The sequence below is a fragment of the Paraburkholderia ribeironis genome, from assembly GCF_900019265.1.
GTDB lineage: Bacteria > Pseudomonadota > Gammaproteobacteria > Burkholderiales > Burkholderiaceae > Paraburkholderia > Paraburkholderia ribeironis.
Genome location: NZ_CYGX02000047.1, coordinates 148,804 through 172,634, shown reverse-complemented (window position 1 = coordinate 172,634; position 23,831 = coordinate 148,804). Strand labels below are relative to the sequence as shown.

Here is a 23,831-nt window from a genome sequence, read left to right as displayed (position 1 = left end):
GTCAGCCGCGCGTTGCTCGGTTCCTGCGCCAACCCACGCGCCATCCCGTTCAAGCTTAGCGCATGCCGGGCAACATGCCCTTCATGCCACGCATCATCTTTTGCAGATTGCCACCCTTGAGCTTTTTCATCATCGTGCGCATCTGGTCGTACTGGTTCAGCATGCGGTTGACTTCCTGCACCTGCACGCCCGCGCCCGCAGCGATGCGGCGCTTGCGGGTCGCCTTGATCAGCTCCGGCTTGGCGCGCTCCTGCGGCGTCATCGAATTGATAATGCCTTCCATGCGGCGCATCTGTTTTTCGGCCTGGCCCATGTCGGCGCCGGCGGCGGCCTGCTGGAACTGCGCGGGCAGCTTGTCCATCAGCGACGACAGCCCGCCCATGCCCTTCATTTGCGTGAGCTGCGCGCGGAAATCGTTGAGGTCGAAGTCGCCGCCTTTCTTGACCTTGTCGGCGAGCTTCTGCGCGGCTTGCACGTCGACGCCGCGCTGCGCTTCTTCGACGAGCGCGAGAATGTCGCCCATGCCGAGAATCCGGTTCGCCATGCGATCCGGGTAGAACACTTCGAGGCCGTCGAGTTTTTCCGCGACGCCGACGAACTTGATCGGTTTGCCCGTCACGTGACGCACGGACAACGCCGCGCCACCGCGCGAGTCACCGTCGAGCTTGGTGAGGACCACACCGGTGAGTGGCAGTGCGTCGCTGAAGGCCTTGGCGGTGTTCACCGCGTCCTGGCCGAGCATCGCGTCGACGACGAACAGCGTTTCCGCCGGTTTCAGCGTGCTATGCAGCGCGGTGATTTCCTGCATCATCGCTTCGTCGATACCGAGGCGGCCGGCCGTGTCGACGAGCAGCACGTCATGGTAGTGGCGCTTGGCCCAATCGACGGCGGCGCGTGCGATGTCGACCGGCTTCTGATCCGGTTCCGACGGGAAGAAGTCCGCGCCGACCTGCTCGGTCACCGTCTTCAATTGCGCGATCGCAGCGGGGCGGTAGACGTCGCACGAAACGGTCAGGACCTTCTTCCTGTATTTCTCGCGCAGCAGCTTGGCGAGCTTGCCGACCGTGGTGGTCTTGCCCGCGCCTTGCAGACCCGCCATCAGGACGACGGCCGGCGGCGTGACGGCGAGATTCAGCTCGGAGGCCTTGCCTTCGTAGTCGCCGCCGATCACCGCGGTCAGCTCGCGCTGCACCACGCCGACCAGCGCCTGACCCGGCGACAGGCTGCTGAGGACTTCCTCGCCGAGCGCCTTTTCTTTCACCTTGGCGACGAACTCGCGCACGACGGGCAGCGCCACGTCGGCCTCGAGCAGCGCGAGGCGCACCTCGCGCAGCATTTCCTGGGTGTTCGCCTCGGTGAGCCGGGCTTCGCCGCGCAGCGTCTTGACGACGCGCGCCATCCGTTGAGTCAGATTGTCGAGCATGGGGAGCGATGAACAGTGCGGCCCGGGCGGCGCGCGAAGTGGGGACGTCGCGGAGCAGGGGCCTAGTGTAAACTTCGAACATGGATATTGTACTGTATGCCCTCACTGCGCTCCTCTACGGCGGTCTCGCCGTGGCCGGCTGGCGTTCGCACCGGCACGCCGCGCTGCACCCCATGCTCGAGAGTGTGCCGCCGGTGCCCGCCGCAGCGGGCATGTCGGGCGCTTCGGCCGCTTCGGGGATGAGCGCCTCGGGTCGCGCGTTGCTGTTCGTCGCGCTGCTCGCGCACGGCGTGTTACTGCATACCACCATCTTCCCGCAGAACGCGATGGTGTTCGGATTCGCGTTCGCGCTGTCGGCCATGTTCTGGCTCGGCGCCGGCATCTACTGGATCGAGAGTTTTTTCTTTCCGCTCGACGGCCTGCGCCTGCTGGTCTTGCCGCTCGCGTGCGTCGCGTGCCTGCTGCCGCTCGCGTTTGGCGGCGTGCGCGTGCTGCCCTATTCGGCCGCGCCGCTGTTCAAGCTGCACTTCCTGATCGCCAACATCGCCTATGGTCTCTTTGCGATCGCGGCGCTGCACGCCATTCTGATGCTGCTCGTCGAGCGGCGCCTGCACGCGATGCGCGGCGGCCTCGCGCAGCGGCACGCGGCCGCGGCGGGCAACGGCTGGCTGTCGAGCTGGCTCGATACGCTGCCGCCGCTGCTGACCCTCGAGAAGCTGCTGTTCCGTTTGATCGGCGCGGGTTTTGTGCTGCTGACGCTGACGCTCGCGTCGGGCATCCTGTTCAGCGAGCAACTGGTCGACCGCGCGTTGCGGCTCGATCACAAGACCGTCTTCGCAATTCTTTCGTGGGTGATGTTCGGCGCGCTGCTGACGGCGCGCAAGGTGTCCGGCTGGCGCGGCCGCGCGGCTTTGCGCTGGGTGCTGGCGTCGTTCGTCGCGCTATTGCTGGCGTACGTCGGCAGCCGTTTCGTTTTTGAGGTGCTGTTGCACCGTGCCGTAGTGTGAGCGTGTCCCCATGCGACAAATATTTTTGCTGATCCTGTTGTTCATCGTCGGCCAATGGCTGGTGAAGGCGCTGCGCCGTCACGACGCGCAAACCGCGCAACGCACCGGCAAGGACGCCAATGGCACCAGTGGCGGTGCGCGTCCTGCCGACACCCCGCACCTCGCCGAGCCGATGATCCGTTGTGTCGAGTGCGGCGTGCATGCGCCGAAGAGCGACTCCGTGGTGGTGGCGGGGCAACTGTTCTGCTGCGCCGCGCATGCGCAGCGTCACGGCGCGCGTCCCGCGGGCCGCGACGCTCGATGAGCGTCGAGTTCGCCGTCGATGCCGACGGTTGGGTCGCCGCTGCACGCAAGCTGCCATCGCCGAATTTTGAAGCGCGGCCCGCCGGGGCCGTGCCGACGCTGATCGTGATCCATAACATCAGCTTGCCGCCCAATCAGTTCGGCGGCACGGCGATCGCCGAACTGTTCCAGAACACACTCGACTGCGATGCTCACCCGTACTACGACTCGCACCTGCGCGGCGTGCGGGTATCGGCGCACTTCGTGATTCATCGCGACGGCGCGCTCGAACAGTTTGTGTCGTGCAACGAGCGCGCGTGGCACGCGGGGCCGTCGAATTTTTTCGGCCGCGAGCGCTGCAATGATTTTTCGATCGGCATCGAGCTGGAGGGCAGCGACGTCGTTGCCTTCGAAGCGGCGCAATACCGCACGCTCGGTGCGCTGGTGAGCGCGCTGAAGGCACGCTATCCGGTCGAAGCGCTGGCCGGTCATGCCGATATCGCCCCCGGCCGCAAGACCGATCCAGGGCCTCATTTCGAATGGCAGCGTCTGCAAAACGACACGTCGCTCGCCGATCGGTATTTCCCCTATCTCAAGTTTTCCAAAACGCCGTAACGACCCTTCGCGCGACTTCGCGTGATGCGAGGAGAACGAGGCGCAGCCTCGTTCTCCGGGAGATCGCTTCGCAGCGCGCGATGTGAAAAGTCAACCCCGAGACGGCAAATAAATCGATTTGACCTGCCTCGAATCTCCACTATACTTGGTGCCTGAAATTCAGTTCCGCACTACATCTTGTGTTACTGATGTGCATTACTAGGTGCATTACCAGGTGTGTTGTCAAGCGGCGCCCCGCTCTTCGAGCATGGCGCCGCAAGCATTCCAGGCAGCGAAAAATATTCCTGCGGCGCGGCCGGTAGAGACCTCCGGCAGCATCCAGCAGCATTCGGGAAAAGGGCATAGCAAGTGATCGCGACACACAAGAAGAAGACCGTCATCAATTCGAACCAGGCTTCATCGCAGTCGCATCCCGCCAACCGGCTCAGCCGGTCCTTTTCCCGCACCCCATCGCTCGCGCACGCGACGGCGCAGCGTTCGTTTTAATCCGCGGTACTCGCCGCAACATTTCCAAGACCAGGAGCTTTGCACATGCAAACCACCGACAACGTGACGACCCGGTATGAGGGCTCACCGACTGGCCAGGCCTTCGGCCAGACAGAGGGCGCACAGTCGCTCGCGTCGCAAACCACTTACGCCGACTACAAGGTGATCCGTCGCAATGGCAGCGTGGTGTCGTTTGAACCGTCGAAAATCGCCATCGCCGTGACGAAGGCATTTCTGGCCGTCAACGGTGGTCAAGGCGCGGCGTCGGCGCGTGTGCGCGAACTGGTCGAGCAACTTACGCAGAACGTGGTGCGCGCACTGTTGCGCAGCCGTCCGAACGGCGGCACGTTCCATATCGAAGACATCCAGGATCAGGTCGAACTCGCGCTGATGCGCGGCGGCGAACACAACGTCGCGCGTGCGTACGTGCTGTATCGCGAGAAGCGCACGCAGGCGCGCGGCCATGATGAACAGGCAGCAGCCAGCACGCCGGGTCTGAACGTCACCGACAACGGCGTCACCCGTCCGCTCGATCTGGCTGCACTGCGCGGCATCATCGAATCCGCGTGCGCGAACCTGGGCGACGCCGTGAGCGCCGAGCCGATCGTCGCGGAAACGGTGAAGAACCTGTACGACGGCGTGCCGATGAGCCAGGTCTACGACTCGGCGATCCTCGCTGCGCGCACGATGATCGAAAAGGACCCGGCGTACAGCCAGGTCACCTCGCGCATCCTGCTGCACACAATCCGCCGCGAGATCCTCGAAGAAGAAGTCACGCAAGCCGAAATGGGCGAGCGCTATGCCGAGTACTTCCCGCAGTTCATCAAGCGCGGCGTGCAAGCCGAGCTGCTCGACGACAAGCTGCTGCAGTTCGACCTGAAGCGTCTGGGCGCCGCGCTCGACAGCAACCGCGATTTGCAATTCGGCTACCTCGGTCTGCAAACGCTGTACGACCGCTACTTCCTGCATCACGACAACGTGCGTATCGAAATGCCGCAGGCATTCTTTATGCGTGTTGCAATGGGCCTGGCGTTGAACGAGATCGATCGTGAAGCGCGCGCAATCGAGTTTTACAACGTGCTGTCGAGCTTCGACTTCATGTCGTCCACGCCGACGTTGTTCAACTCGGGCACCCGCCGCTCGCAACTGTCGTCGTGCTATCTGACCACGGTCGACGACGACCTCGACGGCATCTACGAAGCGCTGAAGGAAAACGCCCTGCTGTCGAAGTTCGCCGGCGGCCTGGGCAACGACTGGACGCGTGTGCGCGCGCTCGGCTCGCACATCAAGGGTACCAACGGCAAGTCGCAAGGCGTCGTGCCGTTCCTGAAGGTCGTCAACGACACGGCAGTCGCCGTGAACCAGGGCGGCAAACGCAAGGGCGCGGTGTGCGCGTACCTGGAAACGTGGCACCTGGACATCGAGGAATTCCTCGAGCTGCGCAAGAACACCGGCGACGACCGTCGTCGCACGCACGACATGAACACGGCGAACTGGATTCCCGACCTGTTCATGAAGCGGGTGATGGAAGGCGGCGACTGGACGCTGTTCTCGCCGTCCACCTGCCCGGACCTGCACGACAAGTTCGGCGCCGAGTTCGAAGCGGCTTACACGGCTTACGAAGACAAGGTTGCGCGCGGCGAGCTCAAGCTATTCAAGAGAATTCCGGCGGCCCAACTGTGGCGCAAGATGCTGGGCATGCTGTTCGAAACCGGCCACCCGTGGATCACGTTCAAGGATCCGTGCAATGTGCGCTCGCCGCAACAGCACGTCGGTGTCGTCCACTCGTCGAACCTGTGCACGGAAATCACGCTGAACACCAGCGACGCCGAAATCGCCGTCTGCAACCTGGGCTCGGTGAACCTCGTCGCGCACCTGAAGGAACAGGCGGACGGCACGCTGGTGCTCGACCACGACAAGCTCAAGCGCACCGTCAGCGTGGCGATGCGCATGCTCGACAACGTGATCGACATCAACTACTACGCGGTCGCCAAGGCCCGTAACTCGAACCTGAAGCACCGTCCGGTCGGCCTCGGCATCATGGGCTTCCAGGACTGCCTGCATCTGCTGCGCACGCCGTACGCGTCGCAGGAGGCCGTCGCGTTCGCCGACACGTCGATGGAAGCCGTGTGCTACTACGCTTACTACGCGTCGACCGAACTGGCGCAGGAGCGCGGCCGCTACTCGAGCTACCGCGGCTCGCTGTGGGATCGCGGCATTCTCCCGCAAGACTCGGTGAAGCTGCTGGCCGAAGCGCGCGGCGGTTATGTCGAGGTCGATTCGAGCGAGTCGATGGACTGGACCGAACTGCGTTCGCGCATCGCCACCTACGGTATGCGTAACTCGAACTGCGTCGCCATCGCACCGACGGCGACCATCTCGAACATCATCGGCGTGTCGGCTTGCATCGAGCCGACGTTCCAGAACCTGTATGTGAAGTCGAACCTGTCGGGCGAGTTCACGGTGGTCAACGACTACCTGGTGCGCGACCTGAAGGCGCGCGGCCTGTGGGACGAAGTGATGGTCGCCGACCTGAAGTACTTCGACGGCACGCTCTCGCGCATCGACCGTATCCCGGCCGACCTGCGCGCGATCTACGCCACCGCGTTCGAACTCGATCCGGTGTGGCTGGTCGAGGCGGCCGCGCGTCGTCAGAAGTGGATCGATCAGGCGCAGTCGCTGAACATCTACATGGGCGGCGCATCGGGTAAGAAGCTCGACGAGATCTACAAGCTCGCATGGGTGCGCGGTCTGAAGACGACCTACTACCTGCGCACGATGGCGGCGACGCACGTCGAGAAATCGACAGTGGCGCACGGCGCGCTGAACGCGGTGAGCTCGGGTGGCGGCGAAGGTTCGGGCGGTGCTGCAGGCGGCGCGGCGGGTGGCTTCGGCGCGAGCGGCGGTGCGGCTTCAGGCGGCTTCCAGGCGGCTGCAGCAGCGCCTGCAGTGGCAGTCGAGACAGCGCCGGAAGCGGATGGTCCGGTGTGCATGATGCGTCCGGGCGATCCGGGTTTCGAAGAGTGCGAGGCTTGCCAGTAAGCACGCAGCAAAGAGCGGGATCGCTGCTTGCTAACGGGTGGTAGGTAATCACCCGCATGCAGCGATCCGCGCACTGATAGAGATGAAGCAGAAGTGAACCGATGAGCGGTGAGCGAGACCGAAGCGGATGAAGAGATCGCAGTCTCACCGCTCATCGACAGCAGTGCTGCAATGCAAGCAACTGAAGTCATGACGCGACAGGCCAGCGGTAGATCGGCACTCAGCAGTCGGCAACACCAGGCGAAGCGCGCGATACGGCGCGCACAGCAAACGCTTTGATCGATGCACCGATCGACATGGCCAGCCGCATGCATCGCTCGACATGAGTTTGAACTTCACCTCGCTCACGCTGGCGACACGGCGAACGCGGTCCAACGCGATGCGCTAAGCGAGGCAGCAGTCGGCAATTGCAAGAGACTGCAAAACACGCTGCGCAATACAGATAGATGGAGCAGCGCAATGTCGCTTCGACATGTTGCTCTTCGAGCTCGCGAAGCACCTCGACGACACACGTTCAACACGCTTCACTCGAAGCGTCATACACAGTCGGTTGAACAAAGTGTTGTATGAACGTAGCAACGCGAATCGAAAACAGGATTTTTCATCGGCGAACTCTTTTATCGCTCGTGAAAAGATGGTACAAACCGTTCTAAATTGATGGTGACATTTATGCTCAACTGGGATGACGAGATCACTGCCGTAACTCCGTCGAGCGCTACGCAACAGAACGTGTTGCGCAACGCTGCGGGATCGGCTGTCGGTTCGCAAATCGGAACGCGTTCCGCTCCTCATGCTCCCTCGGCTCAAGAAGTCTTCGCGAACGACATCGCTGTCGCTCCCGTCGCTCATGTTGCCCACGCTGCTGGTGGAACGGCTGCCGTTTCAGAAGCGCGGGTCAACGTTGCCGACAAGCGCATCATCAACGGCCAGACCGACGTCAATCAGTTGGTGCCGTTCAAGTACAAGTGGGCCTGGGAAAAGTATCTGGCTGGTTGCGCCAACCACTGGATGCCGCAGGAAGTGAACATGTCGCGCGACATCGCCTTGTGGAAAGACCCGAACGGGCTGACCGAAGACGAGCGCCGCATTGTCAAGCGCAACCTGGGTTTCTTCGTGACGGCCGACTCGCTGGCCGCCAACAATATCGTGCTGGGCACCTATCGCCACATCACGGCGCCCGAATGCCGCCAGTTCCTGCTGCGCCAGGCGTTCGAAGAGGCGATCCACACGCACGCTTACCAGTACATCGTCGAATCGCTGGGCCTCGACGAGGGCGAAATCTTCAACGCGTATCACGAGGTCCCCTCGATCCGCGCGAAAGACGAATTCCTGATTCCGTACATCCACGTGCTGACCGACCCGGCCTTCAAGACCGGTACGCTCGAGGCAGACCAGACCCTGCTGCGCTCGCTGATCGTGTTCGCCTGTGTGATGGAAGGTCTGTTCTTCTACGTCGGCTTTACGCAAATCCTGGCGCTCGGCCGCCAGAACAAGATGACCGGCGCGGCGGAACAGTACCAGTACATCCTGCGCGACGAGTCGATGCACTGCAACTTCGGCATCGACCTGATCAACCAGATCAAACTCGAAAACCCGCAACTCTGGACCGCTGAGTTCCGCGCCGAAATTCGCGCGATCTTCCAGCAGGCGGTCGAACTCGAATATCGCTACGCGGAAGATACGATGCCGCGCGGGGTGCTCGGCCTCAACGCGTCGATGTTCAAGAGCTATCTGCGCTTCATCTGCAACCGCCGTTGCCAGCAGATCGGTCTCGATCCGCTGTACCCGAACGAGGAAAACCCGTTCCCGTGGATGAGCGAGATGATCGACCTGAAGAAGGAACGCAATTTCTTCGAGACGCGAGTGATCGAATATCAAACTGGCGGTGCGCTGACCTGGGAGTGATCCGGGTTCGTGTCGCAGATGCAATCATCGATGGGGATGCCGCTGGCTTCGGTCGCGGCAATTTTGGTTAGGAGCAGAACGGCCTGATGCAAAGCGTGCCCGGTGCCTTAGCGGCCCACAAACATGACAGGCACTTTGCGGACCCTTCAGTGGGATGGGCAGACTTCCCCCCGGAAAAAGCCGCTGGCGTGATTGCCGGCGGCTCGATCAAGCAATTGCCGGCGTTGAGATTCAACGTCGACCAGATTTGGCGCGCGGTGCCTTGGGGCACGGCGCGCCTTACCGCATTCATTAGCGTAAGCGCGCAGCACCCGCGTACGCCGATGAATAGCCCGCTTCGTAGCGCGCGCCCTGAGAAGCGTCCGCGGGAAGCGGGTTTTGACGAAGGGTGTAGTTTGAACTGACTCTCATCTGAAAAACCTGAAGGAGAAAATGATGGCAACTGCAAAGAAAGCCGCCGCCAAGAAGCCCGCAGCGAAGAAGACCGCGGCAAAGAAGGCTGCTCCGGCTAAGAAGGCCGCTCCGGCGAAGAAAGTCGCAGTGAAGAAGGTCGCAGCGAAGAAGGCCGCTCCGGCGAAGAAGGCTGCGGCGAAGAAAGCTGCTCCGGCGAAGAAGGCTGCAGCGAAGAAAGTCGCAGCCAAGAAAGTCGCCGTGAAGAAGGTTGCAGCGAAGAAAGCTGCACCGGCCAAGAAGGCAGCACCGGCGAAAAAGGCCGCTGTGAAGAAGGTTGCAGCGAAGAAGGCAGCACCGGCGAAGAAGGCAGCAGCGAAGAAGGCTGCTCCTGCGAAGAAGGCCGCTGCCAAAAAGGCTGCACCGGCGAAAAAGGCCGCGGCTAAAAAGGCTGCGCCCGCGAAAAAGGCTGCTGCTAAAAAGGCTGCACCTGCCAAGAAGGCTGCTGCGAAGAAGGCCGCTGCTCCTGCGAAGAAGGCTGCTCCTGCGAAGAAGGCTGTCGCCAAGAAGGCTGCGCCTGCACCCGCTGCGGCTGCTGTTTCGAGCGCACCGGCGGCGACGGTGAAGACCGCGCTGAACCCGGCAGCGGCATGGCCGTTCCCGACGGGCAGCCGTCCGTAAGCGGTAGAAGTACTTCGACACGTCGCATGGCGTGTTCGACGATCGGGCGGTGCTCAAGCAGTGTCGAGTGCTACCCGGTCAGTGTCCCGTTGCTGGTTTCCGGCGACGGGATTTTTTTTGCCCAACTTCCTTTTGTGCGGTCGATCGGCGATCGTTTGGGAAGGCTTCGGCTCGCGAGGTGCAGATAAAAAAACACGCATGCACAGGGGAGGGCATGCGTGTGAGGTCGTCGCGGCGGCGCGTAAGCTAGCCGCGCGAGAGGGGAAACCTAGTGCGTGACGCGCGTGACGCCGCCGCTGGAGAGAAGCCGCACGCGGTCGCCGGCGCGGAAGATTTCGCCGGTGGAGGTTTGCGTGATCGCGCGCAGGTCGCCGTTATCGAGTCGCACGGTGATCTCGATGCCGTCGCGCATCGCGACGCGGTTCTCGACTGCATTACCGGCAACCGCGCCGCCTATGCCGCCGACGATGCCCGTGGCGATCGAGCCGCGCCCGCCGCCGATCGCGCTGCCCGCGAGGGCGCCGAGGGCGGCGCCGCCGACCGCGCCGAGGCCGCTCGGCTGGCCTTCGTTCGAACTGATCCTCACGCCGCGCACGCTTTCGACCGTGGCCATGCGGACCGTTTGTTCGCGCTGCGCCTGCGACGCTGTGAAAACGTCAGGAGAACTGCTGTTCATCGCACAACCCGACATGGCCAGCGAACCGGCGATCAAAGTGGCCACTATCAGGCGACTCGTTGTTCTCATTGCCTAGCTCCCATAGCTCCGTGTATCAAGGCAGCGCGTATCCGAATGCCTGCCTGAACCGCTCGTTGATATCCGCCCGGCTGGGCGCGTAGTTTTGCGGGCCCTGATGCTCGATCTTCAATGCGCCCATCAGACTCGCCAGGCGGCCGGTGGTGGCCCAGCCGAGCCCGTTCTCGATACCGTACAGCAAGCCGCCGCGGAACGCATCGCCGCAGCCTGTCGGATCGAGCACCTGTCTCGCGCTGACCGCCGGAATCTCTTCGATGCCCCCGGCGTGATGGATCTGTGCACCCTGTGCGCCGAGCGTGATGATCAGTGCTTCGACCTTGCTCGCGATCTCTTCGATCGACCAACCGGTCTTGTCACTCACCAGCCGGGCTTCGTAGTCGTTGACAGCTACATACGTGGCAAGTTCAATCATGCGGCGCAGCGTGTCCCCGTCGAACAGCGGCAAACCTTGGCCCGGATCGAAGATGAAGGGCACGCCGGCGGCCGCCAGGTGTTCGGAATGCTGGATCATGCCGTCATAGCCATCCGGCGCGACGATGCCGAGCGTGATGCCCTTGGCCTCATCGGCGCGGTTCAGATGCGACTGCATCATCGCGCCTGGATGGAACGCGGTGATCTGATTGTTTTCCAGGTCGGTGGTGATCATCGCTTGCGCCGTGTACGCGTCGGGCACGACCAGCACGCTTTCCGTCGACAGGCCGAGCTGCGCGAAGCGGTCCATGTAGAGCTGCGCGTCGACCGAGCCGAGCGTGCCCATGATGCGCGCGTCGCCGCCCAGCAGGTGCAGTGCGTAAGCGATGTTGCCCGCGCAGCCGCCGAACTCGCGGCGCATCGTCGGCACGAGGAAGCTGACGTTCAGGATGTGGACCTGCTCCGGCAGGATGTGGTCCCGGAAGCGCCCTTCGAAAGTCATGATGTTGTCGTAGGCGAGCGAGCCGCAAATGAGCGTAGCCAAGGCGAGCGTTCCTGTAAAAAAGCGGTTGAGAGATGGCGCGCGACCATGCGACAGCGCAGCGCATGAGGCGCGGCGCTGGGCTCGTGCGCGAAGGTTTTACTTCAACGCGGCGAGTGCTGCGTCGTAGTTCGGCTCGTTCTTGATTTCGCCGACCAGCTCGGCGTGCACGACCTTGTCGTTCTCATCGATCACCACCACCGCGCGTGCCGTCAGGCCGGTCAGCGGGCCGCTCGCGATGTCGACACCGTACGCTTGCGCGAACTCATGGCCACGGAACGTGGAGGCCGTGACGACGTTCTCGATGCCTTCGGTCGTGCAGAAGCGCGACGCGGCGAACGGCAGGTCGCCCGACACGACGATCACGGCCGTGTTGCTGAGCTTCGCGGCAGCTTCGTTGAACTTGCGGGTCGACGTCGCGCAGGTCGGCGTGTCGAGGCTCGGCACGATATTCAGCACCTTGCGCTTGCCGGCGAAATCGGCGAGCGACACCGGCTTCAGATCCTTGCCGACCAGCGAGAAAGCGGCAGCACTCTGGCCCACCGACGGGAACGTTCCGGCGACTTCGATCGCGTTGCCACCCAGTGTGACTTGACTCATGTTGTTGTGCTCCGAAAATTCGTCAGTAATGACAGTGGACGCGTCCGTTCATGCCGGACGCGCGAGGGCGCGTTCGTTACGGATAGAAAATCTGAACGCGGAAATTGGAGGCGACCGCATTGCCCGTGTCGAGATGCACGATCATCGTTTGGGTCGTGTGCGCCGGTAGACCCGCCGAAATCAGCGTGCCGGGCGGCACGTAATCTTGCGGCCACAGCACGCGCCGCACGGCGACGTTGTTGTGGTCGTCGAGCAGCGTGAGTTCGATGGCCGGGTAGGCCAGCGCAACGTTGAAGCGGTTGTGCAGCGGCATCCTCAGCTCGAGCTTGTGCGGGCCGTCGATCTGCCGCAGATCGGACGGCTCGACCTGCAATCCGTCGATATCGTGCGGCGGCGTGATCTGGCAGCCGAGCTGCGCGCAAGCCTTCGCGTACACAATCTGCGAGCGCGGGAAGTACACCTGAACGGTTTCGCGTTGCCACCACGCGAGTTGCGCGAGCAGCACGATGACCAGCAGCACGGCGACGGCAGACCCGGCTATCAGCCAGCCAATGCGCCGTACTTCGGCGGGGCGAGGTTCGCGCACCACCGGGAAGGCATCGGCGCCATCGTTCACGGGGTTGACGGAGAAGGGCTCACCGCTGGACGCGATCGGTGGCGGGCCGCCGGCGCCTGGACCACCGGTCCCCGCGCCACCCGCGCCCGCGGCGGCGACGCCAGCCGCTGCACCAGCACCCGCCGCGGCGCCCAGGCCTGCGGGACCGAACCGCGGTTCGTTATCGGGGATGCCGTGCAGGCCTGCTGGCTCATTGAGCACGGGCTCGTTCATCACGGGTTCGGACGCGCGCTCGGTCTTGTGCCAGACACGCGGCGCTTCCACGGGCGGCTCTTCGAGCGGCTTGTCGGGCGGACGCGCGGCGAAGCCGCGCGGCGCGTCGGCCAGCGCCGGTTCTGCCTCGTGAGGCAGCGGTGCGGCGGGACCGCCAGCCGGCAATTCCCGCTCGGCGGCCTGGCGTGGGGTGACCGCCACGCCGGCGTCGGTGGACACAGGTGTGAGCGGCACGTTGCCGGCGTTGTGGCGCAGACGGGTATCGATGGCGGCGTCGGGCGTGGGCGCTCGCGGGTCCCATGCTTCAGCGCTGAAGTCGGGGCCTTTCTGACGTACACCCGAGAGCGCCTCGATCGCCGCCGCAGCGGCGACCGGTTTGGCGGTGGAGAAATCGCCGCCTTCGGTGATGTCGAACAGGCTGCTCGATGCGTCGAATACTTCGTGACAGTGCCCGCACCGCACGAGGCCACGGCGCTGCGCGAGCTGCGCCGGTTGCAGACGGAAGACGGTTTCGCAGAAGGGGCAACGCGTCGCCAGGAGCATATTGAGCGGTAAAGCCGGAAGGCCGTTGGTTGGACCGTTGGTGGGTCGATAAGCCTTATTCTAATGGCTTTCGCGACGCGTCCCTGTCAGGCACACCCAGCCTTCGTGTTCGCGCCATACACCGATATCGATCCAGCGCGCGTACACCTGCGCGACTTCGTCCGCCTGCCGCGCCAGGATGCCGGACAGCGCGATCCGGCCCCCCGGCTTGACCTTCGACGCGAGCATCGACGCCATCAGCTTGAGCGGATTGGACAGGATGTTGGCCACCACGATGTCGAACTCGCCGGTCGGACACTCGTCAGGCAGACCGTAGGTGACCTGGGAGCGGTTGCGCTCGCTGTTGTGACGCGCCGACTCGACCGCTTGCGGATCGATGTCGATGCCATACACCGGATTCGCGCCGCACTTCTGCGCGAGGATCGCGAGAATGCCGGAGCCGCAACCGTAATCGAGCACGGACTGCCCGGCCTGCACCGATTGCTCCAGCCATTCCATGCACAGCCGCGTGGTGGGATGGCTGCCGGTGCCGAACGCGAGGCCCGGGTCCAGTTCCAGCACCAACGCTTCGGGGTCCGGCGCATCGTGCCACGACGGCACGACCCAGATGCGTTCGCCGATCTTGATCGGATCGAATTGCGACTGCGTGAGCCGTACCCAGTCCTGCTCTTCGACTTCACGCACGCTGAACGACGGCGCGGCAGCCAGCCCGACCTCGTTCGCGGCGGCGGTCAGCAGCACCGCCGGCTCGTGTTCCGGAGCGAGCAGCGCGATCACGCGCGAACGCTGCCACGCCGTGCGATCCGGCGTCAGACCGGGCTCGCCGAACAGCGGCTGCTCATCGGGCGTGTCGGCGTCCGCGTCTTCGACCGATACGGACAACGCGCCTAACTCGAGCAACGCGTCGGAGAACTCCTCCGCGTGCTCGCGTGCCAGCTCGGCGATCAATTCCCGATAACTCATGACTTACACTTCTTCCGGCGCGACCTGCTGCCGCGCGGCCAACCGGTTTTCGAGGTAGTGAATACTCGTGCCGCCTTCGACGAACTTCGCGTCCAGCATCAGTTCGCGGTGCAACGGGATGTTGGTCTGAATGCCTTCCACCACCATCTCCGACAACGCGATGCGCATCCGCATGATCGCCTGTTCGCGCGTGACGCCGTAAGCGATCAGCTTGCCTATCATCGAATCATAGTTCGGCGGCACGAAATAGCCGTTGTAGGCGTGCGAATCGACGCGGATGCCAGGGCCGCCCGGCATATGCCACGACGTCAGGCGTCCCGGCGACGGGATGAACTTGAACGGATCTTCGGCATTGATCCGGCACTCGATCGCATGACCGCGGAACGTGATGTCGCGCTGACGGTATGCGAGCTTTTCGCCGGCCGCGATGCGGATCTGTTCCTGCACGATATCGATGCCCGTGATCAGCTCGGTCACCGGGTGCTCGACCTGCACGCGCGTGTTCATTTCGATGAAGTAGAACTCGCCGTTTTCGTACAGGAACTCGAACGTGCCCGCGCCCAGATAGCCCATCTTCTTGCAGGCGTCCGCGCAACGATCGCCGATGCGGTCGATCAGGCGGCGCGCGATGCCCGGCGCCGGCGCTTCTTCGATCACCTTCTGGTGGCGGCGCTGCATCGAGCAATCGCGTTCGCCGAGCCAGACGGCGTTCTTGAACGAATCGGACAGCACCTGGATTTCGATGTGCCGCGGGTTCTCCAGGAATTTCTCCATGTAGACCTGCGGGTTGCCGAACGCACGGCCGGCTTCTTCGCGGGTCATGTTGACCGCGTTGACCAGCGCCGCTTCCGTGTGCACCACGCGCATGCCGCGGCCGCCGCCGCCGCCGGCGGCCTTGATGATGACCGGATAGCCGATCTGGCGGGCAATCTTCACGATCTCTTTCGGATCGTCCGGCAACGCGCCTTCCGAACCCGGCACGCAAGGCACGCCGGTCTTGATCATGGTCTGCTTGGCCGTGACCTTGTCGCCCATCATCCGGATCGTCTCCGGGCGCGGGCCGATGAAGGTGAAGCCGGACTGCTCGACGCGTTCGGCAAAGTCGGCATTCTCCGACAGGAAGCCGTAGCCGGGGTGGATCGCTTCGGCGTCGGTCACTTCAGCCGCGCTGATCAGCGCGGGCATGTTCAGATAGCTCAGGTTCGACGGCGCCGGGCCGATGCAGACCGCCTCGTCGGCGAGCTTCACGTACTTGGCTTCCTTGTCGGCTTCCGAATAGACGACGACCGTCTTGACGCCGAGTTCGCGGCAGGCGCGCTGGACACGAAGCGCGATCTCGCCACGATTGGCAATGAGGATTTTTTCAAACATAGCGGATTTTCGACTCATCAATGGGCGCCGGGTCGATCACGACACCGGCTGCCTCAGAGGATCGGTCGCGCGCCTCTTTGAATAGCGGCGCGCGGGCGGCAAACATTGCGTGCCGCGTTAGCCGACCACGAACAGCGGTTGGCCGTATTCGACCGCCTGGCCGTTTTCGACGAGGATTTCCTTGACCACGCCGCTCTTGTCCGACTCGATTTCGTTGAGCAGCTTCATCGCTTCGATGATGCAGATCGTCTGGCCTTCCTTGACCGTGTCGCCCACCTGGACGAACGGGTCGGCGCCCGGCGATGGCGCGCGGTAGAACGTGCCGACCATCGGCGAGGTCACCACGTGGCCTTGCGGCGCGGCGACGGCGGGCGCAGCCGGGGCGGCAACGGCTGGCATTTCCGCGCCCATGGCCGGAGCCGGCTGCGCGTATTGCGGCGCGTACGAGGCGGACGGTTGCACGTAAACCGGCGGCACATTCTTGACGATGCGGACCTTGCCCTCACCCTCGGTCACTTCGAGTTCGGAGATACCGGACTCCGAGACGAGGTCGATCAGAGTTTTCAGTTTACGTAGATCCATCAGGAAGCCCCTTTCAATGCGTAGTGTGCCGGCACGTGCGAGATCCGGCTCAAATTAGTCGTGTTTGGATTCAGCCGCGCGACGTGCCGGCGGCGAGCCGGTCGAGCGCGAATTCGAGTGCGTACAGATATCCCTTCCAGCCGAGGCCGCAAATCACCCCCTCAGCCTGGTCGGAGAAATACGAATGATGCCGGAACGGTTCGCGACGATGCACGTTCGACAGATGAATCTCGACGAACGGAATGCCGACCCCCGCCAGCGCATCCCGAATGGCCACGCTGGTGTGCGTGTACGCGGCGGGATTGATCAGTATGAAATCGGTTTTTTCAGTCCGCGCGGATTGGATGCGATCGACCAGAGCGCCTTCGTGATTGCTCTGAAACGACGCGAGTTCGACGCCAGCGTCCGCGGCGCGGTCGGCTAGCGCCTGATCGATCTGCGGCAGGGTCACGCGACCGTAGACCTCGGGTTCCCGGGTGCCGAGAAGATTGAGGTTGGGTCCGTGCAGTACCAGCAGTCGCGTCATGGTCGCTTCTTTTTCCGTGGAATTGCGCGCACTTTAGCGCTGATTAGAGAAACTTGTCTAGTTTTCCGCGCGGACGAAACGGCCGGCATGTCGATTCGCCGGCGCACTGGGCGCCCATCTTCCCTCAAAATCGTGCGAATTGCGTGCATTTTTGCCCGTTTCGCACGGAATTGAGCGTCAAAAGAATGTGAAAGTCAAAGCGCGTCGAGCGTCTGCCTGAGCGCGGCAGGGTCGATCTGACCTAATTTTGTCGAGCGGATATTGCCTTTTGCGTCGATTACAACGGTGAAAGGCAGTCCGCCCGCGTTGTTGCCGAACGCACGCGCGAGGTCGGCGCCGCCGAAGCCGGTGACATAGACCGGGTAGGCGACCTTCACCTTTTGCAGAAAGGCCTGCACGTTCTTATCTGAATCGACGCCAAGTCCGACGAACTGGATTCCTTTCTTCTGATACTCGCGTTGCAGTTGCGAGAGGGCCGGCATTTCCTCGACACATGGTCCGCACCACGACGCCCAGAAATTGACGACGATAGGGTGGCCTTTGAGCAGGCTGAGCGACTGCGCCTTGCCGTTCACGTCGGTGACCGGCGCGGCCCACAGCTGGTCGACCGCGCTCTGGTGCACGCTCTGGTGCAAATCGGCCTGCGCCGCGTGGGCGACTTCGGATTCGCCAGTGAGCCAATGATTGGCCAGCACACCGCCGCCCGCGGCAACGATGGCGACTAGCGCGCCTGCCAGAATCCGTCTCGTGTTCATCGTCTGTCTGATTAACTAGTGGAAGAGGTGACTTCGCTGCTGTCGAGCAGCCCCTGGACCGCCTGCAGATTCGCCCGCGCGGTGCGGCCGCGAGCGTCGGCCCGTACCGCGCCGCGCAGGTCGTCCGTCTCGTACAGCGCAACGTGGATGCCGGCCGGTTCCGCGTCGCGCCCTTCGTTCGCGGGGCGCCACAGGAAGCTCAGCGTCTCGACATAGCCACGGCCGGCGAAATGCCGAGTTTCCGATACGTCGTACTGGATGTTGGCGTTCAGAAAGTACAGGGCGACTTCCTTCGGGTTGTCGCAGAACACCTGCAGATGCACGTCCGAGTGCTCGCCGGCGGTGCCGCTGAGCACCGCGCCGGTCAGATACGGGTTGAACGGTGCGAGCCGCTCCATCCAGTCCACCGCGATGCGGCGCAGCCGCCGCAACAGCGCCGGCTGGCTGTCGCCCTGAAACAGCGACTGGTATTCGCGGATTTCCTCCTCGATCTGGTCGTTATCCGGCAGCCATTCGCCGCCAACACGACTCTCGCCGACCACCTGCCGGGCCGCTTTGCGCTTGGCCGTGGCGTAGTCCAGACCGTCTTCGGCGATCAGGCGCGCAGCCGCGACGGCGATTTCCTCGCGCACGCGCTGCGGATCGAAATGTGATTTGCGAACCATCTTCGAATGATACTAGAGATTGATCCCGCGCCTTTCCAGGCGGGGCGCCGCCGTAAGTCGGGCGAGCATGGCGTGGGTTGGCGTCGATGGGTGAGCAGATGGGTAAGCAGGTAGGTGAGCAGATAGGTGAGCAGATAGGTGAGCAGATAGGTGAGCAGATAGGTGAGCGGGACCTGTCGGTTACAATAGCGTCCTTTGCAGACGGTCGTTCCGGCCGCTTTGCTGCACTCCCATCCCACGCAAAAAATGCCCGCGCGGCACGACAGGCTTATGCACATCCACATCCTCGGTATCTGCGGCACGTTCATGGGCGGTCTCGCGGTGCTCGCACGCGGCGCGGGCCACACCGTGACCGGCTGCGACGCCGGCGTCTATCCGCCGATGAGCACGCAACTCGAGGCGCAAGGCATTCGTCTGATCGAGGGTTACGACGCGGACCAGTTGAACGGGCTAGACGCGGATCTGTTTGTGATCGGCAACGTGGTTTCGCGCGGCAACCCCCTGATGGAGGCGATTCTCGACCGCGGCCTGCCGTATGTGTCCGGCCCGCAGTGGCTCGGCGAGCACGTGCTGAACGGCAAGTGGGTGCTGGCTGTGGCGGGCACGCACGGCAAGACCACCACCAGTTCGATGCTGACCTGGCTGCTCGAGGACGCCGGCCTGAATCCGGGTTTCCTGATCGGCGGCGTGCCGTTGAATTTCGGCGTCTCCGCGCGGCTCACGGACTCGAGCTTCTTCGTGATCGAAGCGGACGAGTACGACACCGCATTCTTCGACAAACGCTCGAAATTCGTCCATTACCGCCCTAAAACGGCGGTGCTGAACAACCTCGAATACGATCACGCTGACATTTTCCCGGATCTCGCCGCGATCGAAACACAGTTCCATCATCTGATCCGCACCGTGCCGGGTATCGGCCGGGTGGTGACGAACGGCCGCGAAGACGCGCTCGAGCGCGTGCTGACGCGTGGCTGCTGGAGCGGAGTGGAGCGTTTCGGTGTGCAGGGTGGCTGGCAAACCCTGCCGGCCGAAGACGGCGTGCCGGTCGACGAGCATTTTGCCGTGTATCACAACAGCGAGCGCGTCGGCGTGGTCGAGTGGCAGGTGCAGGGCGAACACAACCGCATGAACGCGCTGGCCGCGATTGCCGCCGCGCGTCACGTCGGCGTGCCGCCGGCGCAGGCCGCGAAGTCGCTCGCCAGCTTCCGCAACGTGAAGCGCCGCATGGAAGTGCGCGGCAGCGTCGACGGCGTGACCGTGTACGACGACTTCGCCCATCACCCGACCGCGATCGACACCACGGTGGCCGGGCTGCGCGCGCGCGTCGGCCGCGACAACACGCGGATTCTCGCGGTGCTGGAGCCGCGTTCGAACACCATGAAGCTGGGCGTGATGAAAGCGCAACTGCCGGCCAGTCTCGCCGACGCCGATCTGGTGTTCGGCTATGGCGCGCCGAGCGGGCGCGACGCGCTCGGCTGGGATCTCGGCGCGGCGCTCGTGCCGCTCGGTGGCAAAGCACAAGCTTTCGACAATCTCGACGCGCTGGTCAAAGCGGTGGTCCATGCAGCGCGCCCCGGCGACCAGATTCTGGTGATGAGCAACGGCGGCTTCGGCGGCGTGCACCAGAAACTGCTCGACGCCCTTTCCGCGCGAGGCACATCGTGATTCTCTATCTGCACGGTTTCCGCTCTTCGCCCAATTCGTTCAAGGCGCGCCTGCTGGCGGCGCGGCTGGTCGAGCTCGGCCGCGGCGATGAATGGTGCTGCCCGATGCTGCCTGTTTCGCCGTTCGAGACGGTGGCGCTCGCCGAATCAATGGTGGCCGCCGCCGGCACGAATCGGGTGACGGTGATCGGCAGTTCGCTGGGTGGCTATTTCGCCACCTGGCTGGCGGAGAAGCACGGCTGGCCGGCCGTGCTGCTGAATCCGGCGGTCGTGCCGCAGCGCGACCTCAGCGCGTATCTCGGCGAGCAGCCGTTGTGGCACGGCGGTGGCAGCATCGTCGTCGAGCCGCATCATCTGGACGAGCTGCGTGCGCTCGGCGTCGCGTCGATCACGCGGCCCGAACGCTATTATTTGCTGGCGGCCACCGGCGACGAAGTGCTCGACTACCGCGAAATGCTCGCGCACTATCCGGGCGCACGCACTACGCTGATCGAAGGAAGCGACCACGCGATCAGCGAGTTCGCGCAATACGTCGACGACGTGCTGGCCTTTTGCGACGCCGAAGACATCGAGCCGCCGGCGCCGCGCGAGGCTGCTTGAGGCGGGCTGCGGCGAGCCGACGGCAAGGCCGCCGCCAGTCATCAGATTCAACCCGCGGGCGCGCGTATCGCGTCGCGGATCCACTATCACGAACATGTTGCCGCGTCGCGCGCACACTGACCGATCGCCGAACCAGATCGGGCGCGGCGGCGGATGCAAGTCAGAACGAGAGTATTGAGTGAACGTTTTCTTCGAGGAATCGGGCAGTTTCAAGGCCGGCAGCGTGCTGTCGCGTCAGGGCGACGCATTTCAGGTCGAGTTGCCGGGCGGCCGGCGCGCCAAGGTGCGCGCCAAAGACGTGCTGATCGAATTCGACAAGCCGGGCGCGGCCGAGTTGATGCAGCAGGCCGACGCCGCCGCGCAGGACATCGACCTGGACTTCCTGTGGGAATGCGCGCCTGACGACGAATTCCCGTTCGCCACGCTGGGCGCCGAGTACTTCGGCGAGAGCTTCGGCGCGATCGAGCGCGCCGCGCTGGTTCTGCGCATGCACGGCGCGCCGGTCTACTTCCGCCGCAAGGGGCGCGGCATGTATCAGCGCGCGCCGCAGGAACAGCTGAAGATGGCGTTGGCCGGCCTCGAACGCAAGCGCCAGCAGGCGCTGGTACAGCAGGGCTACGAGGAGGAACTGAAGGCCGGCCGTCTGCCCGAAGCCTTCACCGGCAAGACCGCGCTCGCGTTGCTCACCAAGCCCGACAAGAACACGATCGAATACAAGGCCCTCGAGAGCGCCGCCGCGGCGCGCGGCATTTCGCAGGCGCGCCTGATGCTCGAATGCGGCGCCATTCCGTCGGCGCGTGCGCTGCACGAGGCGAAGTTTCTTTCCGAGTTTTTCCCGCACGGCACCGGCTTTGCGCCCGTGAGCGTCGGCGGCTTGCCGGAAGATCTGCCGGAAGCCGAAGTCGAGGCGTTCTCGATCGACGACATCACCACCACCGAAATCGACGATGCGTTTTCCGTCGAGCACCTCGCTGACGGCCGCGTGCGGATTGGCGTGCACATCGCCGCGCCGGCGCTGGGCATCCAGCGGGGCGACGAGGTCGACGCGATCGCGCGCACGCGCTTGTCCACCGTGTACATGCCGGGCGACAAGATCACCATGCTGCCCGACGGCGTGGTCGACGCGTTTACGTTGGCCGAAGGCGGCTTGCGGCCGGCACTCTCGCTGTATGTGATCGTCAATCGCGAGAGCCAGGAGATCGTCGCGAGCGAAACGCGCGCCGAGCGCGTGTTCGTGAAGAACAACCTGCGCCACAACACGCTCGACGAAGTGGTCACCGAGGAAGCGCTTGCCGCCGGCACCGGCGACTATCCGCACAAGGACGACATCGCCGTGCTGTGGCCGTTCGCGCAGGCGCTGTTCGAAAAGCGCCAGACTGCGCGCGCCGGCTACGGTCTGCGTCGCGAAGTGCAGCGCAATACCGACTTCAACTTCTACGTGGACGGCGAGCACATCACGATCACGCCGCGCCGGCGCGGTTCGCCGCTCGACACGATCGTCGCCGAGCTGGCGATTCTCGCGAACTCGTCGTGGGGCGCGTTCCTGCACGACCACGGCGTGCCCGGCATCTATCGCACGCAGCGTGCGTTCGGCGCGCCGAGCGGGCCGAAGCGCACCCGCATGCAGACCAACGCCGCGCCGCACGAAGGTCTCGGCGTCACGCAATACGCGTGGAGCACGTCGCCGCTGCGCCGTTACGTCGACCTGGTGAATCAGTGGCAATTGATCGCCTGCGTGCAGCATGGCGTGACCGCGAAGCTGGCCGCACCGTTCAAGCCCAAGGACGCGGATCTGTTCGCCGTCGTGCAAGGCTTCGACGACACCTATTCCGCGTACGCCGATCATCAGCGCCGCATGGAGTACTTCTGGTGTCTGCGCTGGCTGAAGCAGGAAAACCGCAAGCAGGTGGTGGCGTCGGTGGTGAAGGACGACCTGGTGCGCCTCGAGGAGATTCCGCTGCTGCTGCATGTGCCCGGCCTCGGCGTGCACGCACGCGGCACGCGCTTGCAGATGGAAGTGATGTCGATCGACGAACTGACCATCGAAGCGTCCGTGCGTCTGCTGCACGTGCTCGACGCGCCGGCCGTGACGAGCGGCGGCGAAGCGGAAGAAGCCGACGACAGTGACGAAGAGATCATCGACGCGTCCGACGACAGCGCCGAATCCGAGGCAGAAGCGGCAGCCGAAGCCGACCTGAATGCCGGCGATGCAACCGCAACCGCGGCGCACGCCGGCGGAACCGATCACGGCGCGAGCGACAGCGCCGCCGACCAGCCTATCGCGGAGCCGGGACGATGAGCACCCTCATCAGTACGTCGACCAGCACCCAGCAGACTCGCGACCGCTATGCGGTCATCGGCAATCCGGTCGGCCACAGCAAGTCGCCGTTCATTCATGGCCGCTTTGCCGCGCAGACTGGCGAGCCGGTCGAGTACGGCCACCTGCTCGCGCCGGTCGATGCGTTCGTGCCGCACGTGCGCGCCTTCATCGAAGCGGGCGGACGCGGCCTGAACGTGACCGTGCCGTTCAAGCTCGACGCGCATGCGTTCGCCGACACGTTGTCGCCCCGCGCGGCGGCGGCCGGTGCGGTGAACACGTTGCGCATCGACGCGAATGGCGTGTATGGCGACAACACGGACGGCTTCGGTCTGGTGCGCGACATCGAAGTGAATCTCGGCGTGCCGCTGAAGGGCGCGCGTATCCTGCTGCTCGGCGCGGGCGGCGCGGCGCGCGGTGTGGTGCTGCCGATGCTGGACCGCGCGCCGCATACGCTGACGATCGTCAATCGCACGGCGGCGAAAGCCGAAGCGCTGGTCGATCAATTCGCGCCAGCCGCGAGCAACGCCGCGTGCCGTCTGACGGGCGGGAGCATACGCGCGATCGAAGCGGGCCAGTACGACGTGATCGTCAACGCGACGGCGGGCAGCCTGGACGCGTCGTTGCCCGAGTGCGACGATCGCGCGTTCGGCAGCGGCACGCTCGCGTACGACATGATGTACGGCGCGCATCCGACGGTGTTCATGGAGCACGCGAGCAAGCTCGGTGCGCGCGGTGCCGACGGTCTCGGCATGCTGGTCGAACAGGCCGCCGAATCGTTTTACGTGTGGCGCGGCGTGCGGCCCGACGGCGCGCCGGTGCTGGCCGAACTGCGTGCGCTGCTGACGGCGCCGTCGCACGCGTAGACCGACGACTCAT

The 23,831-nt window shown here is 64.1% G+C and carries 22 protein-coding genes; 11 read left to right on the top strand and 11 right to left on the bottom strand.

The window, feature by feature from the left end:
- Positions 1-55: 55 nt before the first annotated feature.
- The gene (gene ffh / locus BN2475_RS21635; RefSeq protein ID WP_094781532.1) at positions 56-1,423 is read right to left on the bottom strand and encodes a signal recognition particle protein; all 1,368 of its coding nucleotides are present in this window, start codon (positions 1,421-1,423) and stop codon (positions 56-58) included.
- Positions 1,424-1,503: 80 nt separating this feature from the next.
- Between ffh and BN2475_RS21630 the strand changes: the two genes are divergently transcribed.
- From BN2475_RS21630 to BN2475_RS21600, 7 genes are all read left to right on the top strand, one after another.
- Positions 1,504-2,430 carry a cytochrome C assembly family protein gene (locus BN2475_RS21630; RefSeq protein WP_094781531.1) on the top strand — a complete coding sequence of 309 codons (927 nt, stop codon included), beginning with the start codon at positions 1,504-1,506 and terminating at the stop codon, positions 2,428-2,430.
- 10 nt (positions 2,431-2,440) lie between these two features.
- The gene (locus BN2475_RS21625; RefSeq protein ID WP_094781530.1) at positions 2,441-2,734 is read left to right on the top strand and encodes a PP0621 family protein; all 294 of its coding nucleotides are present in this window, start codon (positions 2,441-2,443) and stop codon (positions 2,732-2,734) included.
- Positions 2,731-3,327, top strand: a complete 597-nt coding sequence (gene ampD, locus BN2475_RS21620) for a 1,6-anhydro-N-acetylmuramyl-L-alanine amidase AmpD (RefSeq protein WP_094781529.1) — start codon at positions 2,731-2,733, stop codon at positions 3,325-3,327. Before BN2475_RS21625 ends, ampD begins: the two co-directional genes overlap by 4 nt.
- 531 nt (positions 3,328-3,858) lie before the next feature.
- Complete coding sequence (locus BN2475_RS21615) at positions 3,859-6,855, top strand: ribonucleoside-diphosphate reductase subunit alpha (RefSeq protein WP_094781528.1); 2,997 nt, start codon at positions 3,859-3,861, stop codon at positions 6,853-6,855.
- A 669-nt stretch (positions 6,856-7,524) separates the two neighbouring features.
- On the top strand, positions 7,525-8,760 hold the full coding sequence (locus BN2475_RS21610) for a ribonucleotide-diphosphate reductase subunit beta (RefSeq protein WP_094781589.1): 1,236 nt from the start codon (positions 7,525-7,527) through the stop codon (positions 8,758-8,760).
- Positions 8,761-8,846: 86 nt separating this feature from the next.
- Complete coding sequence (locus tag BN2475_RS21605; protein WP_094781527.1) at positions 8,847-9,164, top strand: hypothetical protein; 318 nt, start codon at positions 8,847-8,849, stop codon at positions 9,162-9,164.
- Positions 9,165-9,195: 31 nt separating this feature from the next.
- Positions 9,196-9,831, top strand: a complete 636-nt coding sequence (locus BN2475_RS21600; protein WP_094781588.1) for a histone H1-like repetitive region-containing protein — start codon at positions 9,196-9,198, stop codon at positions 9,829-9,831.
- 268 nt (positions 9,832-10,099) lie between these two features.
- Here BN2475_RS21600 and BN2475_RS21595 read toward each other — a convergent pair whose 3' ends face one another.
- The 10 genes from BN2475_RS21595 to BN2475_RS21550 form a co-directional block, all read right to left on the bottom strand.
- Positions 10,100-10,576: an outer membrane lipoprotein gene (locus BN2475_RS21595; RefSeq protein WP_094781526.1), complete on the bottom strand. Its 477-nt coding sequence runs from the start codon at positions 10,574-10,576 to the stop codon at positions 10,100-10,102.
- A gap of 25 nt (positions 10,577-10,601) precedes the next feature.
- A complete protein-coding gene (locus BN2475_RS21590) occupies positions 10,602-11,540 on the bottom strand; it encodes a carbohydrate kinase family protein (RefSeq protein WP_094781525.1) in 939 nt (312 codons plus the stop codon).
- A gap of 96 nt (positions 11,541-11,636) precedes the next feature.
- Positions 11,637-12,137: a thiol peroxidase gene (gene tpx, locus BN2475_RS21585; protein WP_094781524.1), complete on the bottom strand. Its 501-nt coding sequence runs from the start codon at positions 12,135-12,137 to the stop codon at positions 11,637-11,639.
- A gap of 76 nt (positions 12,138-12,213) precedes the next feature.
- Complete coding sequence (locus BN2475_RS21580; RefSeq protein ID WP_094781523.1) at positions 12,214-13,509, bottom strand: zinc-ribbon and DUF3426 domain-containing protein; 1,296 nt, start codon at positions 13,507-13,509, stop codon at positions 12,214-12,216.
- Between the two features lie 60 nt (positions 13,510-13,569).
- Positions 13,570-14,472, bottom strand: coding sequence for a 50S ribosomal protein L11 methyltransferase (gene prmA / locus BN2475_RS21575; RefSeq protein ID WP_094781522.1), 903 nt, complete (start codon positions 14,470-14,472; stop codon positions 13,570-13,572).
- A gap of 3 nt (positions 14,473-14,475) precedes the next feature.
- On the bottom strand, positions 14,476-15,843 hold the full coding sequence (gene accC / locus BN2475_RS21570; protein ID WP_094781521.1) for an acetyl-CoA carboxylase biotin carboxylase subunit: 1,368 nt from the start codon (positions 15,841-15,843) through the stop codon (positions 14,476-14,478).
- Between the two features lie 117 nt (positions 15,844-15,960).
- Positions 15,961-16,425 (bottom strand): acetyl-CoA carboxylase biotin carboxyl carrier protein, encoded by a 465-nt coding sequence (accB, locus tag BN2475_RS21565; protein WP_094781520.1) that lies wholly within the window; start codon positions 16,423-16,425, stop codon positions 15,961-15,963.
- A 70-nt stretch (positions 16,426-16,495) separates the two neighbouring features.
- Positions 16,496-16,951, bottom strand: a complete 456-nt coding sequence (aroQ, locus tag BN2475_RS21560) for a type II 3-dehydroquinate dehydratase (RefSeq protein ID WP_094781519.1) — start codon at positions 16,949-16,951, stop codon at positions 16,496-16,498.
- A gap of 194 nt (positions 16,952-17,145) precedes the next feature.
- Entirely contained in the window at positions 17,146-17,706 is a 561-nt protein-coding gene (locus BN2475_RS21555; protein WP_094781518.1) for a TlpA family protein disulfide reductase, read from the bottom strand.
- Between the two features lie 11 nt (positions 17,707-17,717).
- The gene (locus BN2475_RS21550) at positions 17,718-18,371 is read right to left on the bottom strand and encodes a UDP-N-acetylmuramate--alanine ligase (protein WP_094781517.1); all 654 of its coding nucleotides are present in this window, start codon (positions 18,369-18,371) and stop codon (positions 17,718-17,720) included.
- Positions 18,372-18,641: 270 nt separating this feature from the next.
- Between BN2475_RS21550 and mpl the strand changes: the two genes are divergently transcribed.
- The 4 genes from mpl to aroE all read left to right on the top strand — a co-directional run bounded on the left by mpl (position 18,642) and on the right by aroE (position 23,818).
- On the top strand, positions 18,642-20,036 hold the full coding sequence (gene mpl / locus BN2475_RS21545; RefSeq protein WP_094781516.1) for a UDP-N-acetylmuramate:L-alanyl-gamma-D-glutamyl-meso-diaminopimelate ligase: 1,395 nt from the start codon (positions 18,642-18,644) through the stop codon (positions 20,034-20,036).
- The gene (locus BN2475_RS21540; RefSeq protein WP_094781515.1) at positions 20,033-20,635 is read left to right on the top strand and encodes a YqiA/YcfP family alpha/beta fold hydrolase; all 603 of its coding nucleotides are present in this window, start codon (positions 20,033-20,035) and stop codon (positions 20,633-20,635) included. Before mpl ends, BN2475_RS21540 begins: the two co-directional genes overlap by 4 nt.
- Positions 20,636-20,813: 178 nt before the next feature.
- Entirely contained in the window at positions 20,814-22,934 is a 2,121-nt protein-coding gene (locus BN2475_RS21535; RefSeq protein WP_094781514.1) for a ribonuclease catalytic domain-containing protein, read from the top strand.
- A complete protein-coding gene (aroE, locus tag BN2475_RS21530; RefSeq protein ID WP_094781513.1) occupies positions 22,931-23,818 on the top strand; it encodes a shikimate dehydrogenase in 888 nt (295 codons plus the stop codon). Before BN2475_RS21535 ends, aroE begins: the two co-directional genes overlap by 4 nt.
- The last annotated feature ends 13 nt before the right edge of the window (positions 23,819-23,831 follow it).